The 22,861-nt window shown below is 52.8% G+C and carries 21 protein-coding genes and 1 tRNA gene; 9 read left to right on the plus strand and 13 right to left on the minus strand.

Annotated features, from left to right (window positions below):
- Window positions 1-57: 57 nt before the first annotated feature.
- Window positions 58-300 (plus strand): hypothetical protein, encoded by a 243-nt coding sequence (locus BS29_RS11175; RefSeq protein ID WP_229953733.1) that lies wholly within the window; start codon window positions 58-60, stop codon window positions 298-300.
- On the opposite strand, the gene BS29_RS11180 is transcribed toward BS29_RS11175, so the two are convergent.
- Both BS29_RS11180 and BS29_RS11185 read right to left on the minus strand, forming a co-directional pair.
- Window positions 248-1,042 (minus strand): CDP-alcohol phosphatidyltransferase family protein, encoded by a 795-nt coding sequence (locus BS29_RS11180; protein ID WP_229953734.1) that lies wholly within the window; start codon window positions 1,040-1,042, stop codon window positions 248-250. The genes BS29_RS11175 and BS29_RS11180 overlap by 53 nt on opposite strands.
- A 37-nt stretch (window positions 1,043-1,079) precedes the next feature.
- Complete coding sequence (locus BS29_RS11185; RefSeq protein WP_229953735.1) at window positions 1,080-1,814, minus strand: phosphatidylserine decarboxylase; 735 nt, start codon at window positions 1,812-1,814, stop codon at window positions 1,080-1,082.
- Window positions 1,815-2,006: 192 nt separating this feature from the next.
- Here BS29_RS11185 and BS29_RS11190 point away from each other — a divergent pair, with 192 nt between their 5' ends.
- Together BS29_RS11190 and BS29_RS11195 are read left to right on the plus strand one after the other, a co-directional pair.
- Entirely contained in the window at window positions 2,007-3,227 is a 1,221-nt protein-coding gene (locus tag BS29_RS11190) for an NADP-dependent isocitrate dehydrogenase (protein WP_229953736.1), read from the plus strand.
- 57 nt (window positions 3,228-3,284) lie between these two features.
- Entirely contained in the window at window positions 3,285-5,093 is a 1,809-nt protein-coding gene (locus BS29_RS11195; RefSeq protein ID WP_229953737.1) for a cation:proton antiporter domain-containing protein, read from the plus strand.
- Here the strand turns inward: BS29_RS11195 and alaS are convergent.
- The 7 genes from alaS to dapA form a co-directional block, all read right to left on the minus strand.
- Complete coding sequence (alaS, locus tag BS29_RS11200; protein WP_229953738.1) at window positions 5,077-7,725, minus strand: alanine--tRNA ligase; 2,649 nt, start codon at window positions 7,723-7,725, stop codon at window positions 5,077-5,079. The two genes, BS29_RS11195 and alaS, sit on opposite strands and share 17 nt — an antisense overlap.
- A gap of 72 nt (window positions 7,726-7,797) precedes the next feature.
- On the minus strand, window positions 7,798-8,424 hold the full coding sequence (locus BS29_RS11205) for a glutathione S-transferase family protein (RefSeq protein ID WP_229953739.1): 627 nt from the start codon (window positions 8,422-8,424) through the stop codon (window positions 7,798-7,800).
- Between the two features lie 271 nt (window positions 8,425-8,695).
- Complete coding sequence (gene recA / locus BS29_RS11210) at window positions 8,696-9,787, minus strand: recombinase RecA (protein ID WP_229953740.1); 1,092 nt, start codon at window positions 9,785-9,787, stop codon at window positions 8,696-8,698.
- 152 nt (window positions 9,788-9,939) lie between these two features.
- Window positions 9,940-12,279: a response regulator gene (locus tag BS29_RS11215; protein WP_407673785.1), complete on the minus strand. Its 2,340-nt coding sequence runs from the start codon at window positions 12,277-12,279 to the stop codon at window positions 9,940-9,942.
- An 88-nt stretch (window positions 12,280-12,367) separates the two neighbouring features.
- Window positions 12,368-12,976 (minus strand): DUF2062 domain-containing protein, encoded by a 609-nt coding sequence (locus BS29_RS11220; protein WP_229953742.1) that lies wholly within the window; start codon window positions 12,974-12,976, stop codon window positions 12,368-12,370.
- Window positions 12,969-13,451, minus strand: a complete 483-nt coding sequence (gene smpB / locus BS29_RS11225; RefSeq protein ID WP_109356669.1) for an SsrA-binding protein SmpB — start codon at window positions 13,449-13,451, stop codon at window positions 12,969-12,971. Before smpB ends, BS29_RS11220 begins: the two co-directional genes overlap by 8 nt.
- Window positions 13,451-14,326, minus strand: coding sequence for a 4-hydroxy-tetrahydrodipicolinate synthase (dapA, locus tag BS29_RS11230; protein WP_229953743.1), 876 nt, complete (start codon window positions 14,324-14,326; stop codon window positions 13,451-13,453). The genes smpB and dapA overlap by 1 nt, the downstream gene beginning before the upstream one ends.
- A 103-nt stretch (window positions 14,327-14,429) precedes the next feature.
- Between dapA and BS29_RS11235 the strand changes: the two genes are divergently transcribed.
- On the plus strand, window positions 14,430-16,406 hold the full coding sequence (locus BS29_RS11235; RefSeq protein WP_229953744.1) for a lytic transglycosylase domain-containing protein: 1,977 nt from the start codon (window positions 14,430-14,432) through the stop codon (window positions 16,404-16,406).
- Between the two features lie 151 nt (window positions 16,407-16,557).
- Here the strand turns inward: BS29_RS11235 and BS29_RS11240 are convergent, their stop codons facing one another.
- Window positions 16,558-17,484, minus strand: a complete 927-nt coding sequence (locus tag BS29_RS11240; RefSeq protein ID WP_229953745.1) for a LysR family transcriptional regulator — start codon at window positions 17,482-17,484, stop codon at window positions 16,558-16,560.
- Window positions 17,485-17,639: 155 nt separating this feature from the next.
- Between BS29_RS11240 and BS29_RS11245 the strand changes: the two genes are divergently transcribed.
- The 4 genes from BS29_RS11245 (at window position 17,640) to BS29_RS11260 (ending at window position 19,804) form a co-directional block, all read left to right on the plus strand.
- Window positions 17,640-18,248, plus strand: a complete 609-nt coding sequence (locus BS29_RS11245) for a hypothetical protein (RefSeq protein ID WP_229953746.1) — start codon at window positions 17,640-17,642, stop codon at window positions 18,246-18,248.
- Window positions 18,249-18,276: 28 nt separating this feature from the next.
- Complete coding sequence (locus BS29_RS11250) at window positions 18,277-18,675, plus strand: hypothetical protein (RefSeq protein WP_229953747.1); 399 nt, start codon at window positions 18,277-18,279, stop codon at window positions 18,673-18,675.
- Between the two features lie 41 nt (window positions 18,676-18,716).
- A complete protein-coding gene (locus tag BS29_RS11255) occupies window positions 18,717-19,283 on the plus strand; it encodes a carboxymuconolactone decarboxylase family protein (protein ID WP_229953748.1) in 567 nt (188 codons plus the stop codon).
- A gap of 116 nt (window positions 19,284-19,399) precedes the next feature.
- Window positions 19,400-19,804 (plus strand): nuclear transport factor 2 family protein, encoded by a 405-nt coding sequence (locus tag BS29_RS11260; RefSeq protein WP_229953749.1) that lies wholly within the window; start codon window positions 19,400-19,402, stop codon window positions 19,802-19,804.
- A gap of 222 nt (window positions 19,805-20,026) precedes the next feature.
- Here BS29_RS11260 and BS29_RS11265 read toward each other — a convergent pair.
- Window positions 20,027-20,103: transfer RNA gene (locus BS29_RS11265), tRNA-Met, on the minus strand.
- Between the two features lie 173 nt (window positions 20,104-20,276).
- On the opposite strand from BS29_RS11265, the gene BS29_RS11270 reads away from it, so the two are divergent.
- Complete coding sequence (locus BS29_RS11270; protein ID WP_229953750.1) at window positions 20,277-21,512, plus strand: NAD(P)/FAD-dependent oxidoreductase; 1,236 nt, start codon at window positions 20,277-20,279, stop codon at window positions 21,510-21,512.
- Here BS29_RS11270 and BS29_RS11275 read toward each other — a convergent pair.
- A complete protein-coding gene (locus tag BS29_RS11275; RefSeq protein WP_229953751.1) occupies window positions 21,509-22,024 on the minus strand; it encodes a 2'-5' RNA ligase family protein in 516 nt (171 codons plus the stop codon). The two genes, BS29_RS11270 and BS29_RS11275, sit on opposite strands and share 4 nt — an antisense overlap.
- An 81-nt stretch (window positions 22,025-22,105) precedes the next feature.
- Entirely contained in the window at window positions 22,106-22,657 is a 552-nt protein-coding gene (locus BS29_RS11280; RefSeq protein WP_229953752.1) for a peroxiredoxin, read from the minus strand.
- Window positions 22,658-22,861 lie beyond the last annotated feature (204 nt).

Here is a 22,861-nt window from a genome sequence, read left to right on the forward strand (position 1 = left end):
CATGAGAACATTATTAGAACATTAAAGGTTCATAGAAAGAACATACTGGATTTTGACATGCTAACCATCGCTATTGCTTCCTTTTTCGCCCTGGCATTTGCGGGCGCTCTTTTGACCATCGCCATGATGTTTCATGCTTATAGGGACAAGATTATAGCGGTTATTGCTGCCGAACTGGGTAGCGATGAGGGTAACGCTCCGGCTGCTGCGCCGCGCCATAGTCGCCGGGTGGTTCGGACTTATCCAGCTAGCGCGCGTCGCCGTCCTGTGCAGCCGATTCCATTGCGCGCTGCCGCTTGACCTTTGCATAGCTGCGGATGCTAAACGGGATCAGCACAATATAGCCAATGCTAATGACGCTGAGCGTGATCCACGGATTGTTGATCAGTGCCACGCCGAGCAAAGCGAAGCCAGCCAGCGCTTCGAGCCGGATATTTTTGCGCAGGCGAAGTGACGACCAGCTATAAGTCGCTGTGTTGGAGATCATCAGGAAAGCGATCAGGACAATCCATGGTGCGACCACAAAATAATCCCGAAACATATCCAGGTCGGTGATTACCCAAAGATAGAGCGGCAGCATGACCAGTCCAGCGGCCACGGGCGCTGGAATACCAGTCAGAAAACCGGCGGACTTATGCGGTTGGTCTTCATCATCAATATGGGCATTGAACCGCGCCAGACGTAGGGCGCAGCCTACGGCCATGGTCAGCGAAATCACCCAGCCAAATTGCGGCATATGCTGCAAGGACCAAAAGAACATAACGACAGCCGGTGTTACGCCAAAGGCGATAACATCAGAGAGCGAATCCAGCTCTGCACCAAAGCGGCTTTGCGCATTGAGCAAACGCGCGATCCGGCCATCCAGCCCGTCCAAAATGCCGGCCAGAACAATCGCCCCTGCCGCCAGCACCCAATTTTCCAGAAAAGCAAAACGTACGCCGCTTAATCCCACGCAAAGCGCCAGTGCCGTCACTGCATTGGGCGCAAAAGCGCGCAGGGAAATGCCGCGTTCCGGTCTCTGGATGGGCTGTTTATCTGCCATTAGCGGTAATATATGTCCTGCGTCATCACATTCGGGATCACTGCCCGATACCTTCAATTTCCTTCACCTGGCCGATTTCGGCGATGATGGTTTCACCAGCAATGGTGCGCTGGCCCAAGACGACATTGGGCGTCGTTCCCTTGGGCAGGTAAACATCGACGCGGCTGCCAAATCGGATCAGCCCGATACGTTGTCCAACGGCAACAAAATCGCCTTCTTTAACAAAGGACATGATGCGCCGCGCGACCAGCCCGGCAATTTGGGTGAAGCCGACTTTCAAGCCATCATTGCGCTCGACCATGAAATGCTGGCGCTCATTCTCATCGCTGGCCTTGTCGAGATCAGCGTTCAGAAATTTGCCCGATATATAAGCCTGCCGCTTGACCGTACCTTCAATCGGCGTGCGGTTGATATGCACATCAAAGACGCTCATAAAAATGGAGACCCGGATCAGCTCTTCATCACCAAGACCGCCCTCCCCCTGCAATTCAACCGGCGGGACGACGGGCATGATCAAATTGACCAGACCGTCGGCGGGTGCAACAATATATTTGTCATCCAGCGGTGTGACCCGCTTTGGATCGCGGAAAAAAGCCAGCACCCAGATCGTAACGCCGGCCATCGGCCATGCCAACGTCTCCCATGCCATGAAGGCAAAGGCCGCAGTGATTGCTGCAGAGATGACCGCAAATTTCCGACCTTCAGGGTGGACCGGTGGAAAGGACCATTTGGCTTCGCCAAGGCCCTTGTTTGAATATTTTTCTATCGCCATAAACGTTCCTTAGAAGCAGTGTCCTGCTGTGACAATACTCCTAGGCGAGTTTTGCGATATCAATCGCCGGAACTTGGCAGATGTTTTGAACAGATGGTTGAACATATTGCGATCTTTGCTAAGAGATCGACATCTTAGATTCCTCCCACTGAGTGTGTCGGTACATATTGCTTCCAGGAAAGAATAATATCTATGTCAAAAATTAAGGTCAAAAACCCGGTCGTCGAACTTGATGGCGACGAAATGACACGCATCATCTGGCAATGGATTCGGGAACGATTGATCGAACCTTATCTGGATATCGACCTGCATTATTACGATCTCGCCATTCAGGTGCGTGATGATACCAATGACAAAATCACCGTAGATGCGGCCAATGCCATCAACAAACATGGCGTTGGCGTTAAATGCGCGACCATCACGCCGGACGAAGCCCGGGTTGAAGAGTTTGACCTGAAGCGCATGTGGAAATCACCCAATGGCACGATCCGTAACATCCTGGGCGGCGTTGTGTTCCGTGAACCCATCGTCATCGACAATGTTCCGCGCCTAGTTCCGGGCTGGACCGACCCGATTGTGGTTGGCCGCCATGCTTTTGGTGACCAATATCGTGCAACCGATTTCAAAGTGCCCGGCCCCGGCAAATTGCGCCTGGTATTTGAAGGGGATGACGGCACCAATATTGACGAGGAAGTCTTCCAATTCCCTTCCCCCGGAGTTGCAATGGCCATGTATAATCTCGACGATTCGATCCGCGACTTTGCGCGGGCTTCGATGAACTATGGCCTGAACCGTAACTGGCCGGTCTATCTATCAACCAAGAACACGATCATGAAGGCCTATGACGGGCGCTTCAAAGACCTGTTCGAGGAAGTTTTCGAGACGGAGTTTAAGGACAAGTTTGAAAAGGCCAATATTCTTTACGAACACCGCCTGATCGACGACATGGTGGCTGCCGCCATGAAATGGAGCGGTAAATTTGTCTGGGCCTGCAAAAATTATGACGGCGATGTGCAATCCGATACGGTGGCGCAAGGCTTTGGCTCGCTCGGCCTGATGACATCTGTATTGATGACCCCGACCGGCAACACAGTCGAAGCGGAAGCAGCGCACGGTACGGTCACCCGGCATTATCGCCAGCATCAGCAAGGCAAAGCAACTTCCACCAATCCGATTGCTTCCATCTTTGCATGGACACGCGGTCTGATTTATCGCGGGAAGTTTGATGAGACGCCAGAAGTAACGCGCTTTGCCGAAACGCTCGAACAAGTCTGCATCAAGACCGTTGAAAGCGGCAGTATGACCAAAGATCTCGCAATTTTGATCGGTCCTGACCAAAGCTGGATGACAACCGAGCAGTTTTTTGAGGCGGTGCGGTCAAATCTCGAAACCGAAATGGAAAACTGGAAATAATTTCCAACGCGTTTTGACTTGCTGACAAACGGAATGTTTCGCGTATAGGTGTGTTCTATGAGTACACCGCTCGACAATCCGGCATTTATCGACGCTATCGTCATATTGGGCGCAGCCGGAATTGTTATTCCGGCTTTTGCGCGCTTTCGGATCACACCGATTATCGGCTTCATCCTCGTAGGCGTCTTGCTCGGGCCTTCGGGCTTGGGCGCTTTATCCGGACAATATGATTGGCTCAAATTTGTCACGATAAATGATCGAGAGGCAATCGAACCCTTTGCCGAGTTCGGCATCATATTGCTGTTATTTTCCATAGGCCTGGAGCTTTCGTTCAAACGCCTCTGGTCGATGCGACAGCTGGTCTTCGGGGTGGGCGCTGCGGAACTAACCATTTCTGGTTTGATTATTGGCTTTGTGCTCTATCTCATTGGCCAAAATCCCGCCGGTGCCCTGGGCCTTGGTCTTGCATTGGCACTATCATCAACCGCTTTGGTTTTACCCATGTCGGGAACAAAAAGCCCGGTGGGACGGGCGGCGCTGGCCATGCTTCTGTTCGAAGATGTTGCTATTGTACCGATCATCTTCCTGCTCGGCGCGCTTGCACCATCTTATGCCAGCGGATCGTCCTGGGAAGAGCTTGTTCAAACGCTGGTCGTTGGCGGTGCAGTGATCATTGGCATGCTGGTGCTTGGCCGCCTCCTGCTGCCCCGTATTTTTGCTCAAGCTGCACGTACCAAGAGTCCTGAACTCTTTCTGTCCGTCAGTTTGCTGGTAATCATATTGGCCAGTCTCGCGACCGCCGCCACAGGCCTGTCTCCGATCGTCGGTGCATTATTGGCCGGCCTGCTGATTGCCGAGACGGAATATCACGGCGAAGTTGAGGTTATAACAGCCCCATTTAAGGGATTGGCACTGGGCGTGTTTCTGATCACCGTGGGCATGCAGATCGACATCCGCGTCATCTTGGACAACTGGGCCAGCCTCATCACGGCAGTCGTTGGCGTGGTATTGGTGAAGGCAATTGTTACCGGCGGCCTCTTAAGGTTTGCCGGAGCACGTCCGGGTACAGCAACCGAAGCAGGCGTGCTTATGTCCAGTCCATCTGAAACCACATTGATTGTCTTGGCTGCCGCAGCGCAAGCGCAATTGATTCAACCCCAGACCGCAGCATTCTGGCAAATCGTAACCGCTATAGGCTTGACGATCACACCTCTCTTGGCAAGATTTGGGCATGATATGGCTCGGCGGATTGAACTGAGCGGAGAGAATATCGTTGCTACCGATGATCAAGTTATCGATGCAGAGAATACCATTATCATCGGCTTTGGCCGGGTTGGTCGACTGGTCGCAGACATGATGAAGGCGCATGATCAAAGCTATCTTGCCATCGAATCCAATATCGATGTTGTGGCCGAAGCCAGGCGTAACGACTATCCGATTATCTTCGGAAATGTCGCACGCAATGAAATGCTTGACCGCCTGCGCCTCGGCCATGCAAAAGCGCTGGTTCTGACCATGGATGAGCCGGTTCTTTCGGTTCAAATTGTAAAACGTGTACGCGCATGGGTTCCTGACCTGCCCATTATCGCTCGGGCCAGAGATACGGATCATGCTGCTGAACTCTATAAAGCCGGTGCCACCAACGCGGTGCCAGAAGCATTGGAGGGTTCGTTGCAACTATCAGAGGCCGTGCTGGTCGAAAATGGCGTAGCAATGGGCCCAGTAATTGCTTCCATTCATGAAAAACGCGACGCCCTTCGCCAACAGATCCAGAAAGATGGCGATTTGGAGAACGAACCCAAGCTGAAATCGTCCGCGCTCGACACAAATACCGTGAGTGAGTCAAAACTCAGCCCGCAAGAATAGCTTTCACAGCTGCAATAGCATCATCGGCCTTGGCACCATCAGGACCACCGCCCTGCGCCATGTCAGGCCGTCCGCCACCGCCCTTGCCGCCAACGGCAGCAACAGCAGATTGCACCAGCTCGACCGCATTATACGTGCTGGTCAGGTCATCGGTAACGCCAACGGCGACAGTCGCCCGCCCGTCGTTAACCGCAATCAGAGCGCTCACGCCGCTGCCAAGGCTTTTCTTGGCTTCATCGATTAATCCGCGCAGTTCTTTGGGGTTAAGGCCGTTAATGACTTGTCCGCTAAAACTTATGTCGCCGATGGTTTCCGATTCATTGGAAGCACCACCACCGCCATCACCGGCCAGAGCCAAAGCCTTTTTCGCTTCCGTCAATTCACGATCGAGTTTCTTTCGTTCATCAACCAAGGCCGACACGCGCTCAGCAGCTTCATCAGGCGAGGCTTTCAAGGCCGCTGCAATAGCTTTTAATTTGCTGTCACGATCGGCAAACCACGATCGTGCAGCCTCACCCGTCAGCGCTTCGATACGTCGAACGCCGCTGGATACGGCGGATTCAGAGATGATCACCATCAAACCAATATCGCCTAGAGCGTTCACGTGAGTCCCGCCGCAAAGCTCAACCGAATAGTCGGTATCATTCTCGATGCCCATTGACAGAACGCGGACTTCATCACCGTATTTCTCGCCAAATAGAGCCAAAGCACCCGCAGCCACGGCATCGTCTGGGCTCATCAAGCGAGTCACGACCATGCTATTACCGCGCACCTGCGCATTCACATCCGCTTCGATGGCTTTGATTTCGTCATCGCTCAGTGCAGATGGATGAGAGAAATCAAATCGCAAACGATCGGGTGCAACCAAGCTGCCTTTTTGAGTCACGTGATCACCAAGATGATGACGCAAAGCTTTGTGCAACAAATGAGTTGCGCTGTGATTGGCACGTAATTGGGTGCGCCGGGTTGAATCAACCACCAGATGGACAGTATCCCCTACAGACACCGCTCCCTCATCGATCGTCATCTGATGGGCATGAAGACGACCCAATGGCTTGCTGGTGTCCGTTATGCTTGCAGCAAACCCATCTTGCCCTGTCACCAGGCCGCTATCGCCCATCTGACCGCCGCTTTCACCATAAAACGGGGTCTGATTCGTCAACATGACGACATCGTCACCGGCCTTTGCCGATTGAATTTCAGCACCATCCTTGACAAGTGCAATCACGACGCCGTCACCAGTCTCTGCGCTATAGCCCGTGAATTCAGTACTGCCTTCACGTTCGGCTATATCAAACCAAATGGCTTCTGATGCTTGATCGCCAGAACCCTTCCATGCTGCGCGAGCAGCGGCCTTTTGCTCGGCCATAGCGACATCAAAGCCTTCCCGATCTACACCGAGAGATTGAGCGCGCAACGCGTCTTCGGTCAGGTCATAGGGAAAACCATAAGTGTCATAGAGTTTAAAAGCCGTTGCGCCAGGCAGGGTGTCACCTTCACTCATATCGGCAATTTCAGCATCCAGCAGCTTGAGACCCTTGTCGAGCGTCCGCCGGAAATTGGTTTCTTCCCGAAGCAAGGTTTCCTCGATCAGCGGCTTTGCGCGGATCAATTCGGGAAAGGCGTTGCCCATTTCACTGGTCAACGCACCAACCATACGGTGCATGAGCGGGTCTTGCGCTCCCAACAGATGCGCATGGCGCATGGCGCGGCGCATGATCCGGCGAAGCACATAGCCGCGCCCTTCATTGGCCGGTAGCACGCCATCGGCCACCAAAAAGGATGATGCGCGCAGGTGATCGGCAATAACACGATGGCTGGCTTGATTGTCGCCAGTCGTTTCCGTTCCTGTCAGCGAGCCTGACTGTGCAATCAGCGCCTTGAACAGGTCGATCTCATAATTGTCATGCGTCCCCTGCATAACGGCGGCGATACGCTCCAACCCCATGCCGGTATCAATCGATGGTTTTGGTAGGTCAATCCGGTTGCCATCGGCATGCTGCTCATATTGCATGAACACCAGATTCCATATTTCGACAAACCGGTCGCCATCTTCATCTGGGCTGCCGGGAGGACCACCGAAAATGTGATCGCCATGGTCATAGAAGATTTCACTGCATGGACCGCATGGACCGGTATCACCCATGGACCAAAAATTGTCATTGGTTGCGATGCGGATGATCCGTTCTTCAGGCAGTCCGGAAATCTTGCGCCACAAATCAAAGGCTTCGTCATCAGTGTGATAGACAGTCACCGTCAATCGATCAGCGGAAATTTCCCACGTTTTCGTAATCAGCTCCCAGGCGTGATGGATTGCCTGTTCCTTGAAATAGTCCCCGAAGGAAAAGTTGCCGAGCATCTCAAAAAAAGTGTGGTGCCGGGCGGTATAACCAACATTGTCGAGATCATTATGCTTGCCGCCAGCACGTACGCATTTCTGGCTCGATGTCGCGGTCGGAAATCTGCTTTTCTCCGCACCGGTGAAGATATTCTTGAACGGAACCATCCCAGCGTTGATGAACATCAATGTCGGATCATTATGCGGAATAAGCGGAGAGGAAGGGACAACCTCATGTCCTTCCGCTGCAAAATATTCCAAAAAAGAGCGTCTTATATCGTTGGTGGTAATCATGAAATCGACTTAGGCGAGGCCTGCCATGTTTACAATCCCGTCAATGACTGGATTCCAAAATTTGATGAGCAATCAGGCATAGGCATATGGGCCGCCCTTTTTGAGAGCAGTTTGATATTGGGGCCGATCATGAATGCGTTTGAGCCAGGCTTGCAAATTGGGAAAGCGATGATCAAGCCCTGCGCGTGATTGGCAGGCTTCAAGCGGGAAGCTCATCATGACATCTGCGGCAGTCAGCGCGCCACCTGCAAAATAAGGACGGGATGCCAGTTCTGTTTCGAGCCAGTTGAGTAGTTCCTCAACCATACCCAAAATGGGCTTTTTCGCTGGCCAGCCCAAGAAACCTAATCGATTAACTACAAGTGTTCCAAATAGCGGCGGCATCATCGAACCCTCGGCGAAATGCAGATATTGGGTATAAAGCTGAGCACCTGTCTTGTCTTCCGGCGCACCAAGCGTTCCGCCAGCTTTGGTCACCAGATATTCGACAATCGCCGCCGTTTCGATAATCACCTGGCCGTCATCTTCAATCATGGGTGATTTGCCAAGCGGATGAATGGCTTTCAGGCTATCCGGCGCGCGCTGTGTTTTCGGGTGGCGTTCATAACGCTTGATTTCGTAGGGCAACGCCAGCTCTTCGAGCAACCAAAGGATCCGCTGTGACCGGCTGTTTTCTAGATGATGGACAATAATAGTCATGAAACCCCCTTTTTCACATGATCGCAAACATGCCGAGCGGGGCTTGTTTGCGTTCAAAGTTCACACAAATCACACCTGAAAATCATCATGCCAATCAGGTTTTTCCAACTTTTGACAGGAATGCGCCGGATAGCAAATGAAAAGGGCCGTCCTGACTATCGGGGGACAGAAGGACGGCCCGCATGCCATGATCCGCCTCGGGGGAAACGGATTGGCAAATTCAATTTTGGAGAGAAGAATAGAGGCGATCTAGTCCGCCCCTATGTCTTCTTTATTCGCTATCAGCCTCAGAATCACCATCGGCTCCGACAGGTCCGGTCATCATCTCATCGGCAATTTCTTCCTCATTGCCGCGAATTTGATTTTCCAGCTTCGCCATCATTTCCGGATTTTCCAACAGGAAGCGCTTCGAGTTTTCACGGCCCTGCCCGATACGCACGGAGTCATAAGAGAACCATGCCCCGGATTTTTCGACAACACCGGCTTTAACGCCAAGGTCAATTATCTCGCCAACCTTGGAAATGCCCTGCCCGTACATGATGTCAAATTCAACTTGCTTGAACGGTGGTGCCACCTTGTTCTTGACCACTTTCACGCGGGTAGAGTTTCCGACAATTTCATCACGCTCCTTGATCTGACCCGTGCGGCGAATGTCGAGACGAACCGACGCGTAGAATTTCAGAGCATTACCACCAGATGTGGTTTCGGGATTGCCGTACATCACGCCAATTTTCATCCGCACCTGGTTGATGAAAATCACCATACATTTGGAGCGGTTGATAGAACCAGTAAGCTTGCGCAACGCCTGACTCATCAGACGCGCTTGCAGGCCGACATGACTGTCGCCCATTTCGCCTTCAATTTCAGCCCGCGGGACAAGCGCAGCGACTGAGTCCACGACCAAAATATCAATCGCATTGGACCGCACAAGCGTATCCGTGATTTCTAGTGCTTGCTCACCCGTATCTGGCTGTGAAACGATCAGCTCATCAATATTCACACCCAGCGCATTGGCATAAACGGGGTCGAGCGCATGTTCCGCATCAACAAAGGCAGCGGTGCCGCCAGCCTTTTGAGCTTCGGCAATGGCATGCAGAGCCAAAGTGGTTTTACCGGAGCTTTCCGGACCATAGATTTCGATCACGCGACCTTTTGGCAATCCCCCGATACCAAGCGCAATGTCCAGCCCCAAAGAACCGGTTGAGATCGATTCGACCTCCATCGCTTTGCGTGAGCCCAGCTTCATCGCGGAGCCTTTACCAAAGGCGCGATCAATTTGCGCCAACGCGGCGTCGAGCGCCTTTTGTCTGTCTGATGAGTTCAATTGATTATCCGATTCTACGACTTTTAGATTGCCGGCCATTTGCCTGTCCCCTTCGCTAAATGCTTGTACGCTATCAATCAATGATGGATATGATGTACCGCATTTGTTCTACTAGAACAAGAGTGGAACATAAAAATTTTTAGTTGAGATAAAGTGTTTATTTTACAATGTAATAAGAGGAATTCTGAATGTTATTTAACATGTTCGGTCAAAATTTCTCCAACGGCCTCGGCAATTTGTGCAACGGAAAATGGTTTGGGCAGAAAAGCGACATTGTCGAGATCAATGGATTTGCGTAGCTGTTCCTCGGCATAGCCCGACATGAATAGGATTGGCATATCGGGATATTTTTCGCGGACCTGCTTTGCCATGGCAGGTCCATCCATGTTCGGCATGACGACATCTGAAAGGATCATGTCGAAAATCTCGTCCCCTTCGCCAAGCGCATCGATATGCTGTAATCCCTCTTCACCATCACTTGCGGTCACCACGGAATAGCCCTGCCGTGTCAGCGCCCGCTCAGCGACCGCGCGGACCATGTCTTCATCTTCAACCAGCAATATATGACCGCTCCCCCATAGCTCCTTCTTGGCAACCGCCTTCAGAGGTTCCGTCAACTGAGCCGTTTCCTGATCCGACATCTGATGGACGGGGAAATAGATGGAAAAAGTCGCACCCTCACCAGGCTTTGAGTCAGCAAAGATGTAACCACCTGATTGCTTGACAATACCATATACGGTGGAAAGGCCCAGACCGGTTCCTTTGCCGACTTCCTTGGTGGTGAAAAAGGGTTCAAAGATTTTACCGATCAGCTCGGGCGGGATTCCTTTGCCAGTATCGGTAACGAACAATGCGGTATAGTCGCCAACCGGCAAGATATCGCGTTTCAGAGCACGCACGTCGGATGCAGCCACCATTTGCGTGGTAATGGAAATCTTGCCACCATTGGCGCCGCTCGACTGGATTGCATCACGTGCATTGACGCCCAGATTGATAATGACCTGCTCTAACTGTCCTGGATCTGCGCGAACCAGACCCAGATTGCGACCGTGCTTCACTTCCAATTCGATGCTGTCATCCAGCAAACGCTTAAGCAGATTGGAAACATCCGCCACCACATCGGGTAGCTGCAAAATTTGTGGACGCAATGTTTGCTGGCGAGAGAAAGCGAGCAACTGACGAGTCAGCCCCGCTGCACGGTTGCTGTTATTTTTGATTTGCTGGATATCGTCATAATCGCTGTCGCCCGGGGCATGACGCAACAACATAAGATCACAATGACCGATAATCGCGGTCAGGATATTGTTAAAATCATGCGCAACACCGCCAGCTAGCTGGCCAACCGCCTGCATTTTGGTTGCCTGCGCCACCTGGCTCTTCAGCTTCGTTTCCTCGCTATTGTCCTTGATCGACAGCAAGACCGCCGCATCACCTAACCCGCGAACCCCGGCGATACCGAGTGCCACCGGATCTTCTCCACCGGAACGCAGGCGCACCGCAAGGTCACCGGACATGGTAGGACCGCTCGCATAACGGCGTACTGCATCCGCCACAGCCGACTTGTCATCGCGAATCATCAAGTCGCCCGGATAGAGAGGCTTCTCGCCCTCCCCAACGCCAGCCACTCTACCAAATGCATTGTTGAAAAACAGGAACCGGCCGTCACGATCGGTCAGCGCCAAGCCGAGTGGCAACAGCGACAACATCGCTTCGATCTGCTCCAGCGCCTTGCCGCGCTCCACCATACCGCCATCATCATCGATTAAGAGAATTAGCGCCGGGCCTTTTTCCTGACTACGATCCAGCGGGATGTGAAACAGACGAACCGGCGTACCATGCCGACCATCGCGTTCGAAAAAGATCGTGCCCTTGTCATCCGATCGCATGAAATTAATAAAATTGCGTCCGGATATATTGGCTTCTTCACGGCCTGTTGCCCGAAGAGCAAACCCCTGATTAGATCCCCTGATCCGTCCCTCACCGCCGATTACGCAGGTTAAAACGCCTGCCTCAGAAAGAGCCCGCCCAGTGGCACCGCCAACCATGCGGATGGTATCTTCCAAAATATCGCTGCGTCGCTGCGGCTTGAACTGCCACAGGAGATATTCATCGCCCTGCCCGGCGCGCATTACCTTTGCGTTATATTCCGCGACACCGCGTTTCAAACCCTCCGCATAACCACGGCCGTCGCGCCAGGCGTCGCGTCCAGCCGTGGCAAGAAGATCATTCCCGCCATCTTGCAGCGGCAATTGCGGCGGAATGGCAGGGCCATTAAACCATTTGGTGAACAGTTCATTGGCACAAACCAACCGACCTGCGCGGTCGGTAATCGCCAAGCCCACGTCCGATTGATCCGCAACCAGCCGCGTAACAGCCCAATCCGCGAAGGCAGAAGATTCTTCTTCTGCAACATTGCTCCGGGGCCGCAAAAAATAGACGACAGCACCGGTTGTGGTTACCAGGGCAAGAAAAGCGACAAGCAGCGCTATGTTCTGGACCTGCCAATAGAGCAATCCCAGAGATATCGCCATTGCCGCCACCAACAGTGCAAAGCGTAGGCGCGTGTCACTAGCGGTCTTTTGTGTGCTCTGGTTCAAAAGCCCAATATTATCTCTTGCTTCACTCGCCATTAACGTCGCTATCTAAACCTAATTTCCTGATACGCCGCTCCCATTTTCGAGCCGTCCACCAGCGCCAACCAAAAGAGCTTACCAAATATCCCAATGACGAAAAGGCAATACCTAGCAAAAGAAAGCCAAATGCAGTTACGCCGGCTTCTCGGACAAACCAGCTTAGCCAAATGCCAAACTCACCGCGAATCTGATTGTTGATCGGCTGGCCATAAGTCAGCGCATCAATGCGCAGCACAAATTTCCCAATCTGATTGGCTATCGCGATCCAGAATGGGTAAGTGAAAGGATTGGTGATGAATGTAGTCAACGCTGCAATTGGCACATTCGCGCGAATCGGAAGTGCCAGAAATACCGCGCCAAAAATCTGCCCGACGGGAACCAGAAATGCCGCCAGCATCCCCAATGCAACACCGCGAGGAACCGAGCGCCGAGTAAAGCGCCACAAGTCCGATCGCAAAAACCGGTGGGCGATGGGCTTGAGATAGCGATTCTCCGCCATGCCCTTACGTGTTGGCATTTTGTCCTGAAGCCAGCGAACGATGCGCATGATCGTCCGCGCACCCCAATCTTTGCCTTGTGAATTTGGATCAGCCATGTTCGCGCAACAACCGTCCCTGCTGACGTTTCCAGTCACGGTCCTTTTCGGTAGCCCGCTTGTCCGGAGCCTTCTTACCCTTGGCCAGCGCCAGCTCGATTTTCGCTCGGCCTTTGCCGTTAAAATAGATTGATAGCGGCACAATGGTCATGCCCTTGCGCATGACCGCGCCGTAAAATTTGTTTATCTGACGCCGATTGAGCAGCAGTTTGCGCGGACGCTTGGGCTCATGATTGTGGCGGTTGCCATGACTCCACTCGGGAATATTGGCGTTGATCAGCCAAACCTCATCATCCTTCACCTCGGCATAGCTCTCGGCAATTGTCCCCGACCCAAACCGCAAAGATTTAACTTCTGTACCGGTCAGCATAATGCCCGCTTCAAACTTCTCATCAAGATGATAGTCATAGCGCGCGCGCCGGTTTTCGGCGACGATCTTCTGCTTATCAAATTCGAGGGGACGGGGTTTAGCCATCAGATCAAACCAGCTCCTTCCAATGCGGCATCCACGGCCTTGCGCGCCGCGTCGGATGGCGGTGTCATCGGCAAGCGCAGATCCGTGGGAAACCCATCAACGACACGTGACAGCGCATATTTAACCGGTCCCGGCGATGCATCAGAGAACATCGCTTTATGGAGCGGATAGAGCTTGTCGTTCAGCTCCCGCGCTTTTTCATAGTCACCGGCTGCACAGGCGGCTTGAAACTCCGCACATAGCTTCGGTGCAACATTGGCGGTAACCGAAATACATCCAGCGCCACCCGACGCATTAAAGGCAAGGGAAAGTTCATCCACGCCGGACAACAGACAGAAATCATCATTACAGGCAAGCCGATGATCGGTGACCCGGTCAATTTCACCGCTGGCATCCTTGATCGCAATGACGCTTGGCAATTTAGACAAAGCCGCGACGGTTTCCGGCATTATATCGGTCACCGTACGTGCCGGGACATTATACAGCACCAACGGTAAGTCATTTTTCATCGTCAACGTCTCAAAATGAGCATAAATGCCTTCCTGATTGGGGCGATTATAATAAGGCGCCACAACCAGTCCGGCTGCTGCTCCGCATTTCTTCGAAAAATTCAAATGGAGTAAAGCGTTGGTTGTATCGTTGGATCCGCAACCCGCTATCACGGGAACACGGCCAGCCGCTTGTTCAATGCAGACTTCAATCACACGGTGATGTTCAGCATTGGACAAAGTCGAGGATTCGCCCGTCGTTCCACAGGGAACCAGACCGCTGCTGCCTTGTTCAATTTGCCAGTCTACCAAGGCCCGAAATTCTCCTTCCGCAAACGATCCGTCGCGAAAGGGAGTCACCAGAGCCGGAATTGAGCCGGAAAACATGCAAATACTCCTTTATATTTGGCGAGGAACTTGCCAAAGCTTGCTTAAGATTAACAATGATATAGTTCGCCGTTCAGCGCCTGATAAGGAGCCTACCCCCAAAATGTCCAGTATGGTATCAAGAATTATTCTCGCAAGCCTGCTTTTAACCCCGGTAACCTGTATGGCTGCCGAACAAAGCGGTGGGGCGACACTCTCCGATCCCACGGGTGGAAATGCGGTACTCGGCCTGCAACGCTGGCGTGTTTTGACTCAGTCTGACAATTATTCCTTCGATGATTATGCTGGCTTTCTAGTCACTTATCCCGACTGGCCTGAAGATACGCGCATGCGCCGTAACGCTGAGCAAGCGATTGATATCAACAATTTCTCCGCCAGCCGCGTTATTGCTTTTTTTGACCGCTTTGCACCACTCACCAATGCTGGCGCAGCGAAATATGCAATCGCTCTTCAATCAAGAGGCGAGACGCTGAAAGCAAATGCCATGGCCAAACAGGCTTGGCGTGGTGGCACGTTAACAGATGAAGATGAAGCAGCTCTGCTCAATCGATTCAGTGGTGCGCTCACCGTGGATGACCATGATGCACGCATGAATGCGCTCCTGTGGAGCCGGGCGACCCGGGATGCTGCGGGGCAACTGGGCTTCACCTCTTCTGAACGCCGAGCGGTATTTGAAGCGCGGCTCGCTCAGTTAACAGATGCGCCGGATGCTGGTGCGAAAGCGCGAACGGTAAACAGTCTGGCGCAATATGATGCCGGCTATATTGCTGATCGCGCTCGTTATTTGCGCAACAAGGGACAGAGCTATAATGCCCGGCAGCTTATGGCCAACAGGCCAGTCCTGCGCATCAGGCCAAGCAGCCCATCACAAATCGCAACCTGGTATGATGCCAATTTGATCAACGCCAGAGCGGCTTATAATGACCGGCAGTGGACCGTGGCCTATAATATCGCGTCGAAGGTTGATGATGCCTATGCCGCACCAACTGACATCGCTGCCCAGAGCAGCCGCATACGTGACAAATATTCTGATCTGACCTGGTTGGCTGGCAACGCGGCACTATGGGGTCAGCGCAATCCAGCCAAAGCGGTCGCAATGTTTGACCGCTACGCGCGTTCCTATAACAGCCCCAATATTCGCTCAAAAGGCTATTATTGGGCTGGTCGCGCTGCCGCAGAGGCTGGGCAAAACGCCGAAGCAACGGCTTATTTTGAAAAGGCCGCTGCCTTTCCAGCCTATTTCTACGGCCAGCTAGCCCATGAACGACTCGGTCGCTCGCTGCCTTCGTTCAACCGCAAACCAGCCGTTGAAATCACTGATCAGGATCGCCGTAATTTTGATCAAGACCCGATGGTAATCGCCACGAAAGCTTCGGCGAGAACCGGCCCTTGGCGTGAACAGATTCGATTTTACCGGGCCCTCTCGTTTAATGCGAAGACCACCAAAGACTATGCTCTGATCAGCGATTTATCTGCTCGGATAGGGCAACGTGACCTTGGTGTGATCGCGGGGATCAGTGCCCAGGGCCAAAAGCTGGCTGCCACGGATTCCACGCTGTTCCCTACGCTGACAGTTCCTAACGGCTATCAGAATAATTGGACCAGCATTCACGCCATCACTCGCCAGGAAAGCCAATTTGCACGCGGCGCGATCAGTCATGCCGGTGCGCGCGGGTTGATGCAGCTGATGCCTGGTACGGCGCGAGAACAGTCGGGCAAGGCGGGATTGCGCTATAACCTGTCATCTCTGACCAGCGATCCCCAATATAATATCCGTCTCGGCAGCGGCTATTTTCAACGCATGCTCCGCTATTATGGCGGCTCTCGTCCCCTCGCCGTCGCTGCCTATAATGCCGGCCCAGGCAATGTGAACAAATGGCTGCGGCGCAATGGCGATCCGCGTCAAGGCGGGATAGACTGGCTGAAATGGATTGAAGACATCCCGATTTCCGAGACGCGCAATTACGTCAAACGCGTGCTGGAAAATGCAGTGGTATATGACACGCTTAATCCGCGAGGACCGGAATTGAAAAGCGACACGCCACTGACGCGCTATATAGGCAAGAATTACAAGGGGTGAGCTATGGTCTGCTTTATCCCGATAACGGACTCTGTTTCAGGCAACGCCTAACGTCTTAAATTGGGGGTGGAAGCGGACATTTGCCACGCCCAACGAGAGCGCGATTGATCAGAGCCAGCAGAGACTTTTCGCGCAAATTGGACGCCGATTGTCACAGTCCATTTTTGGCTTCATTGGATTGCCTGTGCTCCTGGCGAAAATGTGCGAAAAAGAAGTCGGTAAATTTCCGCGTTGCTGCAGAACGATATGGGGTTGGCGGGAACACGGCAGAAATTGTTCCAGATGGCAGCGCATATTCTGGAAGTATGCCAATAAGCTCCCCTGTTCTTAACGCGTCGACAACCACGAAATCTGGCATATTTGCTATGCCGCCTCCGGCCTTGACCACCGACAGCACGGCCTGTGTCGTGTCTCCACTTACAGAAGGCTGGAAAGCTATGTCCCGCATTTGGCCACGCTTGTCGGTGAAGGTCAGTTTGGACGGAGCCTTCAACGCCCTGTTCTCGATGAATGGGAGGCGTGCAAGATCGTCTAGTGTTTGCGGCATGCCAAATTTCTCGACAATGGATGGGGCGGCAATCATGACCTGAGAGAATCCGGTCAGTTTTCGGGCAGTATTGGCTGAGTCCTCCAACCAGCCAACGCGAAAGGCGATGTCGAACCGTGCTTCCACCGGATCGAAGCGCGTGTCGCTCAGCGTTAAATCAACCCTGAGAGCAGGATATAGTGAGCTGAACGCGGCAACAGCCGGCGCAACGTAGCCAACGCCAAACTCAAGCGGGGCCGTAATGCGGAGTTCTCCTGAGGGCTCATCCCGACCTTTGCGCACCAGTTGGAAAGCATCTTGTGCTTGCGCAACAGCGGCGCGTGCGGCTTCATAGAAAGCCTCACCCGTCTCGGTCAGATTGAAATGCCGGGAGTTTCTCAGAATAAGCGTCGCCCCAAGGTCATGTTCCAAGAGTTGAAGCTGCTTGCTGACGACCGCTTTGGACACCCGCAAACGGGCGGCTGCCGCCGTGATTGTGCCTTCCTCCGCAATCGCAACGAAGTAGGTAAGCCTATTCAGGTTCTCTGACATATCTGCCGTCGCTGTTTCGGACGCACCTTAATGAGTGATCTATACATTGTCATCTTTTAGTTGACACAGGTTACACAGAGTTTGCCTTTTAATGACACATGCGGGCGCCTAGGTCTACTCCAACAGTTAGACGAACTCAGAAAAAGGCCAACGCAATGTCCCGCCGTTTCACATATATTTACGATACATTCTGCGGCTGGTGTCGCGGTGCGCATCCCACAATTGCCGCATTGATCGAAAGCGGTGCCGAGGTGGAGATGCTCCACTTGCACCTCTTTCAAGGTGCAAACGCCCATCGCATGGCCGATGGTTTCGGAAAAGTGGCGCTCGCACATGACAAACGGGTCGCCGGGCTGTCCGGGCAGGACTTTGATCAGCGCTACGTGGATCAAGTGCTCCAATCGCCCACCGAAGTTCTGGACTCGACATTTACTGCTTGGGCAGCGGGATTGGTGCACGATCACGGTCCAGCAACGGAAGTTGCGCTTGCGCACAATCTGCAAAACCAACGCTACATCGATGGCGTATCTGCGCAAAACCGCTCCGCCGTTGAAGCGGCTATTATACGGTTCGGAGTGACCGCAGCCCTTGAAGAGGGCGCGCAAACCGCCGGTCAATCCGCAGCACGGGCCAGAGCGACCTTGGCAAGTCTGAACCTTCGCGGAGTCCCGCAACTGATTCTCGAAGAGAACGGACAGCGCAGCGCCCTCTCGATTGCTGATTTCTACAAATCCCCCACTGCTGTGACCGCTTTGGCCAGCTGAACCACGCACCCATGACGGAGGACCGACCATGAAAAAGATTACAGACCTCTATGCTTCCTTTCGACGCCTGACTGTGCCGACCCAAATTTGGATGATGCTTGTTCTTGCGCCGGCAAATTTCCTGACACTTGCGCTTGTCGATGGCCCACTCGGCTTCATCATACCGCTGCTATCGATGCTTGGCTTCATCCCCAACCTTGGCATTGCCTGGGCGCAGAATGGATTTTCCGCCGCAATGGCGCTGCCCCATCTCGTCTTCTGGGTGCCACAGGTTCTCATCCTAGGAGCCTATTTCGCTCAGACCCCTGCAAATTCGAGCTTCGCCCATATCGCCTATGCGCTGATCTTTGTCGTAAACTCGATTTCGCTGCTGTTCGACATCCGCGAGACCACAAAATGGTTCGGCGGACAAAAGAGCATTGCCTAATCCCATCACTTTCCAACCACCTATGAAAAGGAGACTTCCCAATGACTAGACTAACCAAACATACCGTTGAAACTGCACCTGATGGCGCGAAGGACACCCTTGCGCAGACCGAAAAAACCTTTGGCTTCGCCCCAGGACTGTTTCAGGTGATGGCCGGCGCGCCACAGCTGCTTCAAACATATAATGTCATTCACCAAGCCTTTCAAAAGACCAGCTTCAACGCAAGAGAGCTGACTGTGGTCTGGCAAACCATCAATGTTGAGCATGAATGCACATATTGCGTCCCAGCCCATACCGCGCTGGCAGGGATGATGAATGTGGATCCAGAGCTCAATGACGCGCTTCGAAACGAGGCACCTTTGAATGACGCCAAGTTGGAAGCCCTGCGTACCTTCACCCTTCTGGTTGTGCGCAATCGCGGCCACGTCGCACAAACTGACTTGGAAGCATTTTACGCCGCTGGCTATGGCGAGCAGCAAGTCCTTGAAGTCATCCTCGGCGTGGCTCAAAAGGTTATAAGCAATTACACCAATCACATCGCTCAAACACCGGTTGATCCTGCGTTCACGAAATTTACGTGGACACGAAGCAGCGCTGAAGCGGCTTGAAATTTGTTGCGGCAAGAGAGGCAGACAACCCTCTTGCCGCAACACAATTTGAACACTGCCGGATGGCACCCGACGGGCCCAATCCTACGCCGGTAGCTAATTGTAAGGAGATGATTATGGCGAGCTCTTCAAAGGCACTAATTGAGAGAATTTATGCGGCGTTTGCGGCACGAGATATCGAGGCATTCACGAACGCGTTGGCGGTCGACATTGTATGGAACGAGGCGGAAAACTTTCCATACGCGGATCGAAACCCCTATCGCGGCATCAAACAAATCATGGAAGGCGTTCTTAGCCGCACGGCTGAAGACTGGGACGGGTTCTCCATCCAAATGAACGACATTGTCGATGGCGGCGATCGGGTCGTGACAATGGGACGCTACAGCGGAACGCACAAGAAAACATGCAAGAAACTTGATGCGCAAGCGGCCCATGTTTGGACGGTTAGGGACGGCAAAGCTGTCCGCTTCCAGCAATACATTGATACACTCAGCACCGCCCGCACGATGCAAGCGAGTTAAGCTAGCCATCATATGACCTTAACTGGGTCGTGTCAGGACATTCAGCCTTTTTATCGTGAATGTCCGCTTTTGCCCCCATAGTGGATATTGGAGTTACCAATAATGCCGCAGGCAAAACTACAAAAACACTGGTTTCTATAACTCGAAAATGCCGAGAAAAGTGGCCGACTTACAAGTGAATTGTAAACCGCCTAGGCGCAATTCTCAAAAACTGCAGTTTTCTGGTAGCGGAGGAGGGACTCGAACCCCCGACACATGGATTATGATTCCACTGCTCTAACCACCTGAGCTACTCCGCCATGGGTTTTTGATGGCGACCGGAGTCGCTGCAAAAATCCTTGGATCGCGGCGCTATAGTCATAGCATTCTTATCGGTCAACAAGTTGCCTGTCATTTTCTTCTACTTGCAACATAACTGGCTTCCGCGCTAACAGTCATCTCCTTGCCGTTTAACGGCGCAAAGGGGCCAAAAATGAACAAATCCTACGATATACTAATCGTTGGCGCGGGCCATGCAGGCGCGCAAGCCGCTATCGCGCTGCGGCAACAAAAATTTGATGGCACGATTGGCCTGATGGGCAATGAGAAATATGCGCCCTATGAACGCCCGCCATTGTCCAAGGAATATCTGGCTGGCGACAAACCGTTTGAACGCATCATGCTGCGCCCGGAGAGTTTCTGGGGTGAGCGTAATATTGATCTGCTGACCGGATGCCGGGTTGCAAAAGTTGATCCTGTCGCAAAAACGGTAACGCTGAGCACAGATGATGAGGTGGGCTATAAAAAGTTGATCTGGGCCACCGGTGGCTCGCCGCGAATGATGGACTGTCCGGGAAGCCAGGCACGCAATATTCACGCTGTCCGCTCACGTGCGGACGTTGACAAGATCATGGCCGCCCTGCCCTCTACCGAAAAGGTGGTGGTTGTCGGTGGCGGATATATCGGGCTTGAAGCGGCTGCCGTGCTTAGAAAGCTGGGCAAGACTGTCACCATCGTCGAATCGCTCGATCGCGTTTTATCTCGCGTCGCGGGAGAGACTTTGTCGCGCTTCTATGAGGAAGAGCATCGCCGACAGGGCGTTACCGTCGAACTGGGCGCGATGATCGAAGCATTTGAAACCAATGACGACGGTATGGCGACGGGTGTGAAGCTAGCCGATGGGCGCTTATTAGATGCCGATATGGTCATCGTCGGCATCGGCATTATTCCTGAAACCGGGCCATTGGTTGCCGCCGGTGCAGCGGCTGGTAATGGCGTCGATGTCGATCAAACCTGCCGCACAAGCTTGAACGGAGTATATGCTATTGGCGATTGCGCGGCCCATAGCAATCGCTATGCGGATGGTGCTCATATCCGTCTGGAATCGGTTCAAAATGCCAATGATCAGGCAAAGGTGGCAGCGCTCGATATTATCGGTGAGGAATGCGAATATGACGCGGTGCCTTGGTTCTGGTCCAATCAATATGACCTGAAGCTTCAGACCGTCGGCCTGTCCACGGGTCATGACGATTATATTGTCCGCGGTGATCCCGCAGACCGTTCTTTTTCAATCGTATATCTAAAAGATGACAAGGTGATCGCACTGGATTGTGTGAACGCCACGAAAGACTATGTTCAGGGTCGCAAAGTCGTAGAAGGTGGTCTCTCGCTTGATAAAAACCAGCTGGCCGATCCTGAAATTCCCATTAAGGAAGTCGAGCACGTCTAGCCACGAAACGGCCATTCACCGATTAGCTTCCAGGGCCCATCCATATAATGATGAAGCGCCAGGCCTTTGATCTCAAATGGCCTCGTTTCGAAATCCAGCGATAGTCGGGTGATCAGATCCTTCGCTTCTTTTGGCGACACCTTGTTCTGTATCGTCACGTGCAACCGCGGCGTCTGTTGATCCTGAGCGACCAATAGACCGTGAAACTGATCGGCCATTTCCATCCGCATTTCGGTCAGCGCGGGCGAATGAATTTGATAGCCAACCCCAGTCCCAAGATGGATCAAGCGCTGCAGGGTTGCCTTTGGCGGTGCGCTCTGGCGGGTGAGTTCAATAATCACTTGCTTGATCTCATCACAGGCTTGCGGCGGCAGGTGATGGAAAAGGGTGATATGCGCTGGCAGCATATTGCGCTCGGGTGGATAATGTTGGCGGCGCAGATTGTCAGCCCAGGCGAAATCCTGTTTGCCCATCATTGCCGTCATGATGATTGGTTTGTTCAGCGCCGTCATCTGTTCTGACTATCGCCAAAAAGGAAAGACCGCGAACGAATAATCGCTCGCGGCCTTCGTAAATATTGGATTGTCCAGCGATTAAGCCGCTTTTTGGACGGCTCCATTTTCATTGAGCCATGCGAGCATCGTCTCTGGTGCGGTTTCACCATAGGGATCACTATCCGTGCCATCGTCATTAATGCCAGGCTCTTCGAACCATGCGCTGATTACGCCATCGTCAACAATCATCGCATAGCGCCAGCTGCGATCACCAAAACCGAGATGGTTTTTCTTGATCAGCATGCCCATTCGCCGCGTAAAGTCACCCGAGCCATCTGGCAGTAATTTGACTTTTTCCAGACCCAGGGATTGACCCCATTGATACATGACAAACGCATCATTGACGGAGATACAGTAGACTTCATCAACACCCTTGGCTTTGAACTCGTCATAGAGACGTTCAAAGGCAGGACATTGTTCGTTTGAACAGGTTGGCGTAAATGCGCCGGGCAAAGAGAATATGGCGATACGCTTTCCGCTGAACAATTCCTTCGTATCAACATCTTGCCAGCGGAACGGATTCGGCCCCTCGATGCTCTCATCACGAACGCGTGTACGCAAGGTAACTTGGGGGATATTTCGATTGATCATATACTTACTCCATCAGATTGAAAGCGGTCCTATAGAGTCGTTTTGCGCGTGCAAAAATGGATTAAATCAATCGTCCATATTCACTGTTTCGATCAGTTCGATATAGCCTGTAAATGAGGATATTCTTTCCCAAGACTGGCGCATTCCAACTATGCAGCACGAGCCAGAATAATCGTCTGATAACAAGGTCCATGACATCAAACC

The organism is Parasphingorhabdus litoris DSM 22379 (genome assembly GCF_020906275.1).
In the GTDB taxonomy this organism is placed as follows: domain Bacteria; phylum Pseudomonadota; class Alphaproteobacteria; order Sphingomonadales; family Sphingomonadaceae; genus Parasphingorhabdus; species Parasphingorhabdus litoris.